The sequence below is a fragment of the Stenotrophomonas sp. WED208 genome, from assembly GCF_040984485.1.
Taxonomy (GTDB): domain Bacteria; phylum Pseudomonadota; class Gammaproteobacteria; order Xanthomonadales; family Xanthomonadaceae; genus Stenotrophomonas; species Stenotrophomonas riyadhensis.
The window spans coordinates 1-13,239 of sequence record NZ_JAZARB010000002.1 but is presented as its reverse complement, the minus strand read 5'-3'; the positions used below and the strand labels follow the sequence as shown (position 1 = coordinate 13,239).

Annotated in this window: 12 protein-coding genes; 4 read left to right on the top strand and 8 right to left on the bottom strand. The window is 67.7% G+C overall.

Features of this window, described 5'->3' with window-relative positions:
• Positions 1-30: 30 nt before the first annotated feature.
• From kdpC to pyrE, 6 genes are all read right to left on the bottom strand, one after another.
• Positions 31-681, bottom strand: a complete 651-nt coding sequence (gene kdpC, locus VPH47_RS19625) for a potassium-transporting ATPase subunit KdpC (RefSeq protein ID WP_368851615.1) — start codon at positions 679-681, stop codon at positions 31-33.
• Complete coding sequence (gene kdpB, locus VPH47_RS19620; protein ID WP_368851614.1) at positions 678-2,735, bottom strand: potassium-transporting ATPase subunit KdpB; 2,058 nt, start codon at positions 2,733-2,735, stop codon at positions 678-680. Before kdpB ends, kdpC begins: the two co-directional genes overlap by 4 nt.
• 10 nt (positions 2,736-2,745) lie before the next feature.
• Positions 2,746-4,452, bottom strand: a complete 1,707-nt coding sequence (gene kdpA / locus VPH47_RS19615; RefSeq protein WP_153856768.1) for a potassium-transporting ATPase subunit KdpA — start codon at positions 4,450-4,452, stop codon at positions 2,746-2,748.
• Between the two features lie 12 nt (positions 4,453-4,464).
• Positions 4,465-4,557, bottom strand: a complete 93-nt coding sequence (locus VPH47_RS19610; RefSeq protein ID WP_005407770.1) for a potassium-transporting ATPase subunit F — start codon at positions 4,555-4,557, stop codon at positions 4,465-4,467.
• Between the two features lie 174 nt (positions 4,558-4,731).
• Entirely contained in the window at positions 4,732-5,400 is a 669-nt protein-coding gene (locus VPH47_RS19605; RefSeq protein ID WP_368851613.1) for a hypothetical protein, read from the bottom strand.
• Between the two features lie 19 nt (positions 5,401-5,419).
• The gene (gene pyrE, locus VPH47_RS19600) at positions 5,420-6,079 is read right to left on the bottom strand and encodes an orotate phosphoribosyltransferase (RefSeq protein WP_010486876.1); all 660 of its coding nucleotides are present in this window, start codon (positions 6,077-6,079) and stop codon (positions 5,420-5,422) included.
• Between the two features lie 162 nt (positions 6,080-6,241).
• On the opposite strand from pyrE, the gene VPH47_RS19595 reads away from it, so the two are divergent.
• From VPH47_RS19595 to VPH47_RS19585, 3 genes are all read left to right on the top strand, one after another.
• Positions 6,242-7,042 (top strand): exodeoxyribonuclease III, encoded by an 801-nt coding sequence (locus VPH47_RS19595; protein WP_032128444.1) that lies wholly within the window; start codon positions 6,242-6,244, stop codon positions 7,040-7,042.
• Positions 7,039-8,343 (top strand): MFS transporter, encoded by a 1,305-nt coding sequence (locus tag VPH47_RS19590; RefSeq protein ID WP_180855591.1) that lies wholly within the window; start codon positions 7,039-7,041, stop codon positions 8,341-8,343. Before VPH47_RS19595 ends, VPH47_RS19590 begins: the two co-directional genes overlap by 4 nt.
• Before the next feature lie 78 nt (positions 8,344-8,421).
• Positions 8,422-8,652 (top strand): hypothetical protein, encoded by a 231-nt coding sequence (locus VPH47_RS19585; protein ID WP_088023589.1) that lies wholly within the window; start codon positions 8,422-8,424, stop codon positions 8,650-8,652.
• 70 nt (positions 8,653-8,722) lie between these two features.
• On the opposite strand, the gene VPH47_RS19580 is transcribed toward VPH47_RS19585, so the two are convergent.
• Positions 8,723-9,850, bottom strand: a complete 1,128-nt coding sequence (locus VPH47_RS19580) for an anhydro-N-acetylmuramic acid kinase (protein ID WP_368851612.1) — start codon at positions 9,848-9,850, stop codon at positions 8,723-8,725.
• 65 nt (positions 9,851-9,915) lie between these two features.
• Complete coding sequence (locus VPH47_RS19575) at positions 9,916-11,388, bottom strand: peptidoglycan DD-metalloendopeptidase family protein (protein ID WP_368851611.1); 1,473 nt, start codon at positions 11,386-11,388, stop codon at positions 9,916-9,918.
• Positions 11,389-11,555: 167 nt separating this feature from the next.
• On the opposite strand from VPH47_RS19575, the gene tyrS reads away from it, so the two are divergent.
• Positions 11,556-12,767, top strand: coding sequence for a tyrosine--tRNA ligase (tyrS, locus tag VPH47_RS19570; RefSeq protein WP_049431058.1), 1,212 nt, complete (start codon positions 11,556-11,558; stop codon positions 12,765-12,767).
• Positions 12,768-13,239: the final 472 nt, after the last annotated feature.

The window sequence follows — 13,239 nt, the reverse complement described above, 5'->3', positions numbered from 1 at the left end:
CATTGTGCGCGCAGCCGGTGCAGGCCGGCATCACGGTGCCTTGGCCGCATGGTCCAGCGCGAAGTTCAGCGTCACCACGTTCACCCGCGGCTGGCCGAACAGGCCCCACTGGCGACCTTCGGTATGCGCCTGCACCAGTGCCTGCACGCGTTCCACCGGCAGGCCACGGGCGCGCGCCACGCGTGCCACCTGCAGCTGCGCCGCGGCCGGCGACAGCTGCGGATCCAGGCCACCCGCGGACTGCGTGACCAGGTCTGCCGGTACCTGCGCCGGGGTGACGCCTTCGCGCGCGGCCACCGCAGCGGTGCTGGCTGCAACACGCTCGGCCAGGGCCGGATTGCTGCGCGCCATGTTGGAACCGGCCGCGGCCATCGGGTCGTAGTTGGCTGCCGACGGACGTGCCTGGAAGTAGCCGTCACCGGTGAACGGCTGCGACAACCATGCCGAGCCGCGCACCTGGCCGCTGCCATCGCGCAGCAGGCTGCCCTCGGCCTGGGTCGGGTAGGCCAGGCCGGCAAAGCCGGTGGCGATGCCGGCATAGACCGCGCCGGCCAGCAGCAGGGTGGCCAGGCCCAGGCCGATCGCCGGGCGCCAGCTGGCGCCATCCTGCAGGCTGGCCACGCGGGCCTCGGCTTTTGCTTCGCGCGAAAGGGAGGTGGAGGTGGAAGCGGAACGGTTCATGCGCCGAATACCAGGACAAGAAGGAGGTCGATTGCCTTGATCGCTGCGAACGGCAGCAGCACGCCGCCGAGGCCGTACACCAGCATGTTCCGGCGCAGCAGCGCGGTTGCAGTGGCCGGGCGGAAGCGCACGCCACGCAGGGCGAGCGGGATCAGGGCGGGAATCACCAGGGCGTTGAAGATCAGCGCTGCCAGCACCGCATTGCGCGGGCTCGACAGCTGCATCACGTTCAGTGCGGCCATGGTCGGAACGGCCGCGGCGAACAGCGCCGGCAGGATCGCGAAGTACTTGGAGACGTCGTTGGCCAGCGAGAAGGTGGTCAGCGCGCCGCGGGTGATCAGCTGCTGCTTGCCTACTTCCACCACCGCCAGCAGCTTGGCCGGGTCCGAATCGAGGTCGACCATGTTGCCGGCCTCCTTCGCCGCCTGCGTACCGGAGTTCATCGCCAGGCCGATGTCGGCCTGGGCCAGTGCGGGGGCGTCGTTGGTCCCGTCACCGACCATCGCCACCAGGCGGCCGCCGGCCTGCTCCTGGCGGATGCGTGCCAGCTTGTCCTCCGGGCGAGCCTCGGCGATGTAGTCGTCGACGCCGGCTTCGGCAGCGATCGCGGCGGCGGTCAGCGGGTTGTCGCCGGTGATCATCACCGTGCGGATACCCATCGCCCGCAGCTGCGCGAACTTCTCGCGCATGCCGTGCTTGACCACGTCCGACAGTTCGATCACGCCCAGCACGTGGCGGCCCTCGGCCACCACCAGCGGGGTGGCACCATTGCGTGCGACCTGCTCGACGCGACCGGCCAGTTCCGCCGGCACGTTGCCGCCCAGCGCCTGCACGTGGGTGCGGATCGCATCGGCGGCGCCCTTGCGGATCTGCCGCCCATGTTCCAGATCCACGCCGGACATGCGGGTCTGCGCACTGAACGCCAGGTAGTCGGCGTGGTCCGGTTCGGCGGTGGCGCAGCCCTGTTCGCGCGCCAGGCGCACGATCGACTTGCCTTCCGGGGTCGGGTCGGCCAGCGAGGACAGCAGTGCCGCCTCGCGCAGCTGGCTGGCATCGATGCCGGCCAGCGGATGGAAGTGGCTGGCCTGGCGGTCGCCGTAGGTGATGGTGCCGGTCTTGTCCAGCAGCAGCACGTCGACGTCGCCGGCCACTTCCACCGCCTTGCCCGACTTGGCCAGCACGTTGGCGGCCAGCGCACGGTTCATGCCGGCGATGCCGATGGCCGGCAGCAGGCCGCCGATGGTGGTCGGGATCAGGCACACCAGCAGCGCGATCAGCAGCAGCGGATCGACCTTGACGCCGACCGCGGCACCAATGGCCGGCAACGTGGCCACCACCACCAGGAAGGTCAGCGTCATCGCCGCCAGCAGCAGGGTCAGCGCGATCTCGTTGGGGGTCTTCTGGCGGTTGGCACCTTCCACCAGCGCGATCATCCGGTCCAGGAAGCTGTGGCCCGGCTCGGCGGTCACCCGCACGATGATCTGGTCGGACAGCACCTTGGTGCCACCGATCACACCGGAACGGTCGGTACCGGCCTCGCGCAGTACCGGTGCCGATTCGCCGGTCACCGCCGCTTCGTTGATGGTGGCCAGGCCTTGCACGATCTCGCCATCGGCCGGCACCAGCTCACCGGCACTGACGATCACATGGTCGCCCGGGCGCAGTTCGGCGGCCGGTACCTGGGCTTCGGCCGCGCCTGGCTGCGGCGCCGCCAGCCGGCGTGCCACCAGGTCCTGGCGGGCACGCCGCAGCGAGGCGGCCTGGCCACGGCCACGCGCTTCGGCCACCGCTTCGGCGAAGTTGCCGAACAGCACGGTCACCAGCAGGATCACGGTCACTGCCAGGCCGAAGCCCAGTGGCGCATTGCCGGTCAGGGTGACGATCGCGGCCACGATCGTGCCGGCCATCACCACCGCCATCACCGGGCTGCGCACCAGATGCATCGGCGACAGCTTGCGCACTGCGTCGACCAGCGCACGGCGCAGGCCGGCGCCATCCAGCAGCGCAGGGCGCGCTGCATGGGTACTACGGGTTGAACTTGCTTGGGTACTCATCAGGGTGTCCTTAGTGCAGTCCCAGGCTCAGGTGGTCGGCGATCGGGCCGAGTACCAGCGCCGGCATGAACTGCAGCACGGTCAGGATGACGATCACCGAGACCAGGGTCAGGGCGAAGGTCGGGGTTTCGATCTGCAGGCTGCCGGCAGACTCCGGGGCCTGGCGCTTGGCAGCCAGCTGTGCGGCCACCACCAGCGGAATGATCAGCAGCGGGAAGCGGCCCAGCAGCAGTACCAGCGAGCAGCTCAGGTTCCACCACAGCGTGGCGTCGCCCAGCCCTTCGAAGCCCGAGCCGTTGTTGGCGTAGGCCGAGACGTACTCGTAGAAGACCTGGCTGATGCCATGGAAGCCGGGGTTGGAGGTCCCTGCCAGGCCGGGCACGGCCAGGGTGATCGCGGTGAACACCAGCAGGGTGATCGGCTGCAGCAGCACCAGCAGGGCCAGCAGGCGCACCTGTGGCGTCTCCAGCTTGCGGCCGAACAGTTCCGGCGTGCGCCCGGTCATCAACCCGGCCAGGAACACACCCAACAGCAGATAGACGATGAACTGCTGCAGGCCACAACCGATGCCGCCCCAGATCGCGCTGACCAGCATGTTGACCATCGCGATGCCACCGCTCAGCGGCGCCAGCGAATCGTGCATGCCGTTGACCGAGCCGTTGGAGACCTGGGTGGTCACCGCCGCCCACAGCGCCGTGCCGTCGGCGCCGAAGCGCACTTCCTTGCCTTCCATAAGCAGCGGGGTGGCGGCGCTGGCGCTATGCCCTTCGCTCCACATCATCGCGCCGGTGGAAAGCAGCGACATGCCCAGCATGCAGCTGAACACCAGGGCGCCGAAGCGACGTCGGCCGGTGAACGCACCGATCATGAAGATCACCGCCATCGGCACCAGCAGGATGCCGACGATTTCCAGCGCGTTCGACAGCGGGGTCGGGTTCTCCAGCGGGAAGCTGCTGTTCGGGCCGTACCAGCCGCCACCGTTGGCGCCCAGCTGCTTGGCTGCGACCATCGCCGCGACCGGGCCCAGCGGCAGCTTCTGTTCGGCCAAGCCGGCGCTGGCGTCGATCGGCGTGGCCTGCGGCCCACCGGTCATCGTCGACGGCACGCCCTGGCTGGTCAGCAGCAGGGTCCACACCAGGCACAGCGGCAGCAGGAAGCGCACGCACAGGCGCACCACGTCCACGTAGTAGTTGCCCACCGCCACCTGGCGGTCATCGCCGGTACCCGTCGCCGCCGCCTGCGGCGCACGCGAGAACAACGCCCGCAGCGTCGCCACCGCCAGCGCCAGGCCCATCATCGGCGTGACCACCTGCAGGCCGGTGATGCCGGTCATCTGCGAGAGGTAGGACAGCTGCGCCTGGCCCGAATAGTGCTGCTGGTTGGTGTTGGTCAGGAACGAGATCATCGTGTGCAGCGCGGTGTCCCAGCGCATGTTCGGGATCTGGTCCGGATTCAGCGGCAGCCAGGCCTGCGTCATGAACACCGCCTGGGTCAGTACCGCGACCACCACGTTGCTCAGTACGAAGGCCAGCACGTAGCCGCGCCAGGACATCGAGCGCGACGGATCGACCCCGAACACCCTGTACAGCGGCTTCTCGATCCAGTGGAACAGCACGTCGACCTTCATCGGCGTGCCACGCATCACGCGGGCCAGGTACAGGCCCAGCGGCCACGCCAGCAGCAGGCTGGCGGCAATAATCACAAGCATCTCAGTCATGGCCGGCTCCGCTCAGAACGACTCGGGCCGCAGCACGACATAAAGAAGATAGGCGGCGGCGACCAGCACCAGCACGCCACACAACAACGACAGCCAGGGGGACATTGCAATAGCGTCCTGGTGGAACCCCTCCACCTCAGGCCGTCATCGTCGTCCTGCCCCCCATAAACGCACTACGCGCCGGACCGGGCCGACGCGTAAAGAGTGCATAAATTCCGTGGGCCAATCCGTAACCAGGCCCTGGGTAGCGCCGGGCCATGCCCGGCGACGGGAGCGTGGTCAGCCCGCCGGAGCCTGGCTCGCCGGCGCCAGCCCCTTCAGCTCGCGATAGCGCTGCAGGGTGCTTTCAATTTCCACCTTCAACGCCTGCTGCTGCTGCAGGAACCCGGCCTGCAGGCGTTGCTGCGACTGCAGTTGCACGTGCCGCTGGCGGATCGCCTCGGCCTGCTTGTCGGCCACCTTGCCACCGGCCAGTTCGCGGTCACCTGCGGCCGCCAGCAGCGCCACCAGCGACTCACGCAGGCTGGTGACGTTGTATTCGGCGGTCTTCAGGTTGTTGTCCAGCACTTCCTGGCGCTCGGCGAACACCCGGCGCAGGTCGTCCTCGCTGCCATAGGTGGTCAGCATCGCCTGCTCGGTGCGCTGGCGGGTCTGCGCGGCCATCAGGTCCAGCTGCTGCTGCGCCGCCTCCGTGCTGGCGGCGGCGCGCTCTTCGTCGGTCAACGCGCGCTGGACCTGCGCATTGCGCAGGCCGCTCTTCGCGTTGAACTCCTCGCGGGCATGGTTGACCGCGTCGGCCGGCAGCGAATCACTGCAGATCCGCTCCTTGCCCTCGTTCCAGCAGTACAGCTTCTTTTCCGTCTTGCCGCTGTCGCGCGACTGCGCCGGTACGGTGAACGGCACGGCCAGCAGCAGGCCGGCAAAGAGGACAGCAGGAACTCGGGACATGACCTTTCCCCTGGGTCGGTCAGCGGATCGAACGGACGCCGTACTGGGCCCGGTAGGCTTCCAGCGGCTGCCGGTAACCCACAAGTTCCGGGTTGCCGGAGGCGAAATCAAGCAGGTCGGCCAGCGACGCCACGGCGATCACCGGAATGCCGGCCTCTTCGGCCACCGACTGTGCCGCCGAACGGCGATCGGTTTCCGAAGCGATCTCCTGGCGGTCCAGCGCCACCACGATGCCGGCCGGGGTGCCACCGGCGGCGCGGATGATGCCCAGGGCTTCACGGATCGCGGTGCCAGCGGTGATCACGTCGTCGACGATCAGCACGCGCTTGCCGTTCATGTCGGCGCCGATCAGCTGGCCGCCTTCACCGTGGTCCTTGGCTTCCTTGCGGTTGAACGACAGCGGCAGGTCGCGGCCACGCTGGGCCAGTTCGCAGGCCATCGCGGTGGCCAGCGGAATGCCCTTGTAGGCCGGGCCGAACACCACGTCGTACTTGATCCCGGTGGCATCGATGGCATCGGCGTAGCAGGCGCCGAGCTGCGACAGCAGCGAACCGGAGTCGAAACGACCGGCGTTGAAGAAATAGGGGCTCAGCCGGCCGGACTTGAGGGTGAACTGGCCGAAGCGCAGGGCGTCGGCGGTCAGGGCCAGCTGCAGGAAACGGTGGCGGTGGTCGCTCATCAAAACTCGATTCATCTTCATTTGGAGCACAAATCCTAATCCAGCTGGGCGTTTCGCGCTCGTCCGGACCCTCGTGAAGGCCGTCGCGGCCCGTCGCGGCGGACTGCGCAGCCCCGCGGGCAACCGGTATGCTTGCTCGGTTTCCCGCCGCAGGTCCCCCGCATGCGCATCATCAGTTTCAACGCCAATGGCATCCGCTCCGCCGCAACCAAGGGCTTCCTCGACTGGTTCCGGTCCCAGGACGCCGACGTCCTGTGCATCCAGGAGACCAAGGCCCAGGAAGACCAGCTGACCGACCCGATGTTCCGCCCGGACGGCCACCACTGCTTCTACCGCGACGCCATCACCAAGAAGGGCTACAGCGGCGTGGCGATCTACAGCAAGCGCGAGCCGGACCAGGTGATCACCTCGCTGGGCTGGGCCCCGTTCGACGACGAAGGCCGCTACATCGAGGCGCGCTACGGCAACCTCAGCGTGGTCTCCTTCTATATCCCGTCGGGCAGCTCGGGCGACCTGCGCCAGGGCTTCAAGTTCGAAGTGATGGAATGGCTGCGGCCGATCCTCGAGGAATGGGCGCGCAGCGGCCGCGACTACGTGCTGTGCGGCGACTGGAACATCGTGCGTTCGGCGCTGGACATCAAGAACTGGAAGTCCAACCAGAAGAACTCCGGCTGCCTGCCGGAAGAGCGCGACTGGCTCAACGCCCTGTGCGCCGACCATGGCCAGGCCACCGATGTCGCCGCCGGCCGTGGCTGGGCTGACGCCTACCGCCTGCTCAACCCCACCGGCGAGGACTACACCTGGTGGAGCAACCGCGGTGCTGCCCGCGCCAACAACGTCGGTTGGCGCATCGACTACCAGTTCATCACCCCGGGCCTGCGCGACCGCCTGCGCAGCTGCTCGATCTACCGCGACGAGCGCTTCTCCGACCACGCGCCGTTCATCGTGGACTACGACCTGTGACCGAGGCGGCCACGCCGGTCAGCTACAAGGGCTGGGCAGGAATCAAGCGTGCCTTCGGTACCCCGTCGGCGCTGACCATGGCCATGCTTGGCTTCGGCAGCGGCCTGCCGTTCCTGCTGATCGCTTCGCAGACCCTGTCCACGCGCCTGCGCGACGTCGGCCTGGACCTGGGCAGCATCGGCCTGATCAGCCTGGCCAGCTTCTTCTACCTGCTCAAGTTTCTGTGGGCACCATTGCTGGACCGCTATGCCTTCCCGTTGCTGGGTGGGCTCGGCCGCCGTCGTTCGTGGCTGCTGGTGTCGCAGGCGCTGGTGCTGGTCGGCCTGGTGGCACTGGCCTTCGTGCGGCCAGAACAGGGTGTCTGGCCGCTGGTGATGTGGGTGCTGGTGGCGTCGTTCGCCGGCGCCACCCAGGACTCCGCCGTCGATGCCTATCGCATCGAGATCGCGCCGCAGGCCGCCCAGGCTGCGCTGGCTGCGACCTATACGCTGGGCTACCGGATCGGCTTGATCCTGGCGGGCGCTGGCGCACTGTACCTGGCCCAGTTCGAAGGCTGGATCGTCGCCTATCTGGCGATGGCGGCACTGATGCTGCTGCCGATCGTCACCACCCTGCTGTGTGCCGAGCCGGAGCGCCCGGTCACCGCCGTGCAGCGCCGCATCGATATCGCCGAAGCCTTCATCCAGCCCATTTCCAGCTTCTTCAGCCGCAATGGCGTGGCGCTGGCACTGGTGCTGCTGGCCTTTGTCGGCCTGTTCAAGTTCCCCGACCAGGTGATCGGTGTGATGGCCGGGCCGTTCTATCTCGATTCGGGGTTCGACAAGGCCGACATCGCCACCGTCTCCAAGCTGTTCGGCGTGTGGATGGGGATCGGTGGTGCGTTCCTGGGCGGCATCGCGGTGGCCGCGTTCGGCTTCCGCCGCATGCTGCTGGTGGCCGCACTGGGCGTGGCGCTGTCCAACCTGGCCTTCCTGCTGATGGCGCACAACCCGGGCAAGCTGTGGGCGTTCTATGCCGCACTCAGTGCCGACAACCTGTTCCAGGGCTTTGCCGGCACCGTGCTGGTTGCCTTCATGTCGTCGCTGACCGACCGCAACTTCACCGCCACCCAGTACGCGCTGCTGGTGTCGCTGGCCAACCTGCCCGGCAAGTTCGTCGGCGGTGTCTCCGGCTACATCGTCGAAGCCACGTCCTATAGCACGTTCTTCATCCTCAGCTCGATCACCGTGGTGCCGACCCTGTTGCTGCTGGCGTGGCTGTGGCCGCGGATCGCCGACCGCGGGCCGCCGCCGGTCGCCTGATTGCCTGCCCGCCCGGTCTGCGGGATCATCGCCCCCGACGCGCCGAGGGGGCGGTGCCTTGCGAACGGGGAAGTGAGCATGGCCGACGTTGTGCTGCGGGACCTGGACCCGCTGCTGCTGGAACGTATCCGACGCGTCGCGGTCGCCCGCGGCTGGACCCACGAACAGACCTGCACCGCCTTGCTGGAGCAGGGCCTGTTCAGCAGTGAACTGGAGGTCCGCTCCGGCTTCGGTGATCCCGAAGTGGACGCGCTCTCCGACGCCATCGCCGCCCTGCAGGCCCTGCCCGCAGGGCAGGGCTTCGATTAGTGCCCATGTAGCGTCGAGCCACGCTCGACCGCCGTTCCCGGTAGATCCACGCCATGCGTGGATGACCACCTCACGCCAGGTGGATCGCACCCAGGATCCGCGGGCCCGTCGCCCCGGTCACGCTCGGCAGGTTGCCGGCCAGCCCGTCCATCGTCCGCTGCGCCAGCCACGCAAAGCCCATCGCCTCCACGTACTCCGGGTCCAGCCCATGCACCGCGCTGGACTCCACCTGCACCTCCGGCAGCCGCGCCGCCAGCCGCTTCATCAGCTGCCGGTTGCGCACCCCGCCGCCACAGACCAGCAGGCGCCGGGTCTGCGGCTGCTGCGCCAGCAGCGCATCGGCCACCGTCGCCACGGTCAGCTCCAGCAGGGTGGCCTGCACGTCGGCGGCGCTGTACTCGCCTTCGCCCATATGTGCCTCGGCCCAGGCCAGATGGAACTGCTCGCGCCCGGTGCTCTTCGGAGGCGGCAGGTCAAACCACGGCTCCGAACGCCAGCCGGCCAGCAGGCCCTCGTCCACCGCGCCACTGGCGGCATACGCGCCATCGGCATCGAAGGTGCGGCCGGTGTGGCGCTGGCACCAGGCATCCATCAGCGCGTTGGCCGGGCCGGTATCGAAGCCACGCACCGCGCCTTCGCGCGGGATCAGGGTCAGGTTGGCGATGCCGCCCAGGTTCAGCACCGCGCGGTCTTCGTCGGCGGTGCCCAGCATGCCGAGGTGGAAGGCCGGCATCAGCGGCGCACCATGGCCTCCGGCTGCCACGTCGCGGCGGCGGAAATCACACACCGTGGTGATCCCGGTCAGCTCGGCGATGCGGTTGCCGTCGCCCAGCTGCACGGTGAAGGCGGGGTTGGCCAGCGGACGATGGCGCACGGTCTGGCCGTGCGAGCCGATCGCGCGCACCTGGCTGCGGTCCACCCCGGCCTCGGCCAGCAGCTGGTTGGCGGCCTCGGCGAAGTTGATCGCGATCCGCGCGTCCAGCTCGCCCAACTCCTCCAGCGAGTCCAGCGGGCCACCTTCGCCCAGCGCCACCAGCCGCGCCCGCAGCACCGGCTCCCAGCGGGCAGTCAGGCCGTGCACGAAGCGGCAGCCGCCACTGCTCGGGAACTGCACCAGTGCGGCATCGATGCCGTCGGCGCTGGTGCCCGACATCAGGCCAAGGTACAGGGGGGCGTCAGCGTCGGCAGTCGTGTTCATGGCGGGCATAAAAAAAGGACGCGGCAAGCTTGGGCTGCCGCGTCCTTCTTCGTCAACGCAGGGGCTCAGCCGCGCTTGCGGCCGGTCGTCTGCTTGTCCCTGGCGCTGGCCACCTCGGGGGCGGCTTCGTCGCGGCTGGTCGGTGCCGGGCTGGCGTCGGCGTAGATCAGCTTCTCCATGCCCTGGATGCGGGCCATCGCCGGTGCGGTCTGCGCGCGGAAGGCGACCAGCTCGGCGCCCTTCAGCGGCTCCGGCGGCGGCATGGTCACGGTCAGCGGGTTGCGGTGCTCGCCGTTGACGCGGAATTCGTAGTGCAGGTGTGGGCCGGTCGCCAGGCCGGTGGAGCCGACATAGCCGATCACCGTGCCCTGGGCCACGCGCTGGCCGGTCCTGATGTTCGCAAAGCGCGACATGTGGCCGTACAGGGTGGTGTGGCCGCGGCCGTGGTCGAGGATCACCACATTGCCGTAGCCGTTCTGCACGCCGGCGAACTGCACGCGGGCGTCGCCGGCGGCCATGATCGGGGTACCGGTGCGCGCGGCGTAGTCCACGCCCTTGTGCATGCGCATCTTGCCCAGCACCGGGTGCTTGCGCGCGCCGAAGGTCGAGCTCAGCCGCGCGAACGGGATCGGCATGCGGATGAAGCTCTTCTTCAGTGAACGGCCGTTGATGTCGTAGTACTCGGACTTGCCGTTGCGGTCGAAGCGGAAGCCGGAATAGGTCTTGCCACCGGTGGTGAAGGTCGCCGCCAGGATCTTGCTGGTGTCCACCTTCTCGCCTTCGCGCCAGGTTTCATCCATCACCACGCTGAAGCGGTCGCCCGGCTGCAGGTCCTTCGAGAAGTCGATGTCGTACTTGAAGATGTCGTCGGTCATCGTCGCGATCGCCGACGGCGACAGCCCGGCCCGACGGGCGGCGGCATACAGCGAGCTGGTGATCTCGCCGCTGGTGACCACGGTGCGCGTGGAGGTCTCGCGCTGGGTCACCTTCTCCTTGATGTCATCGCCGGCCAGGCTCAGTTCCACCCGGTTGTCCGCATCGCGGTCGAAGCGGATGCTGCGCAGGTCACCGGACAGCGGCATGTCGAAGGCGATCTCGGCCCCCGGGCGCAGCTTGGTCAGTGCCTCGCGCGCGCCGGGATGGTCCAGCACCCGGTGCAGGGTGGTGGCCGGAATGCCGGCCTTGTCGAACAGGTCGCTCAGGGTCTGGCCGCGCTGCACCCGCAGCACCTGCCAGCTGTCGCCGGGCACCTGCTGCTGGCGGGCCATGGTCAGCGGCGGCAACGGCAGCGCCAGGCTGGTGTGGCTGTCGGCGAAGGGCGCGTCGATGGTGTGCGAGAAGCCCGGGACGATGGTCGCCACCAGGGCGCCGATGGTCACGAACAGGCTGGCGTGCATCCAATGGCGGCGGGTCCAGCGCTCATTGAAGGCGGCAGGAAGATGTTGCCTGAGCTTCCGATGCAGGGCGTTGTCGTGCAGGACGTGGAGGCGTTCCTGGAAGCGCTGCTTGCGTGCGCGCCCTTGTTCGGAATTGTGCATCGGCGGTTTTTTCCTGGCGGCCCGGGAGCGCGGGCCTGATCGCCGGTTACCATAGACACCTGAGAAAACCGCGTCAAACCCTTGTGCCCATTGGCTTTTGTGAAGCCAATCGGGTTAACTTTGCTTTAACACCCCACACAAGAATCGGCGTTGCCGGGAGTAGTCACGTGTCCTCGATTGAAGAAGCCCTTGCCCTGATCGGCCGCGGTGCCGACGAGATCCTCAAGCTCGAGGATCTGCGTGCGCGCCTGCAGGAAGGCCGTCCGCTGCGGATCAAGGCCGGCTTCGACCCCACCGCGCCCGACCTGCACCTGGGCCATACGGTGCTGCTGAACAAGATGCGCCAGTTCCAGGACCTCGGCCACCAGGTCATTTTCCTGATCGGCGACTTCACCGGCATGATCGGTGACCCGTCCGGCAAGAGCCTGACCCGCAAGCCGCTCAGCCGCGAGGACGTGCTGGCCAACGCCCGTACCTATGAGGAGCAGGTGTTCAAGGTGCTGGACCGCAGCCGTACCGAAGTCCGCTTCAACTCGGAGTGGTTCGGCAAGATGGGCGCGGCCGACATGATCCGCCTGGCCGGCCAGCACACCGTGGCGCGCATGCTGGAGCGCGACGACTTCGCCAAGCGCTATGCCGCCCAGCAGTCCATCGCCATCCACGAGTTCCTGTACCCGCTGGTGCAGGGTTACGACTCGGTGGCCCTGGAGGCCGACGTCGAGCTGGGTGGTACCGACCAGAAGTTCAACCTGCTGATGGGCCGTGGCCTGCAGGAGCACCATGGCCAGAAGCCGCAGGTGGTGCTGACCATGCCGCTGCTGGAGGGCCTGGACGGCGTCAACAAGATGTCCAAGTCGCTGGGCAACTACATTGGTATCAGCGAGCCGGCCATCGACATCGTCACCAAGACCATGAAGGTGGACGACACCTTGATGTGGCGCTGGATCGAGCTGCTGTCCTTCGACATCAGCCAGGCCGAAGCCGTACAGCTGCGCGAGCAGGTGGCCAATGGCGGCCTGAACCCGCGCGTGGTGAAGCTGCGTCTGGCACGTGAACTGGCGACCCGTTTCCACGACGCCGCGGCGGCCGAGCAGGCCATTGCCGGCTGGGAAGCGGCGGTGACCGGGCAGGGCGACATCACCCAGCTGCCGCTGCAGGACGTGGCGATCCCGGCCGAAGGCCTGCGTATCGCCGCACTGCTGACCGCGGCCGGCCTGACCCCGAGCAACTCCGAAGCCAACCGCAAGCTCAAGGAGCGCGCGGTGAAGGTGGACGGCGAAGTCGTGGAAGATGGTCAGCAGGTGCTGCAGCCGGGCTTCGAAGGCCTGCTGCAGGTCGGCAAGCGCACCTTCGCCCGCGTGCGCCTGGTCGCTGCCTGACACCAGGGAAGGGCCGGCGCAGCCGGCCCTTCCTTTTGTAGAGTCGAGCGCTGCTCGACTGCTCTTGCTCTTCGCGGGGTCCTCCCGCAGCGGGATGGATGAACGGATGCAACATCCGTTGAAAAAAATCGCCACACCCCCTTCACAAATGATGCGAATGGGGACATACTTCTCCTCCCCCGTCGCAGGGGGCGCCACCAAGGGGCTTCAGCGACAACAGGGCGCCCACCACCGCCGAACGAGATGATCGAACGAGGGTGTTGACGGACTGAAAAAGTCTGGCATAATGTGCGGCTCGCTACGAAGGAAACTTCGCAGCACACGGGAATGGCGCTGAGGCCGCTTCCCAGGATCTTTGAAAGTATGCGCAGGTATCTTGTGAAGGCGCCTGCAGGAAGGATGATTGTCCATCTTGCAGACGTTTGATCAAGCAACTATTAATTGTTTTAAAGCAAGCGATACGTTGCCAGAA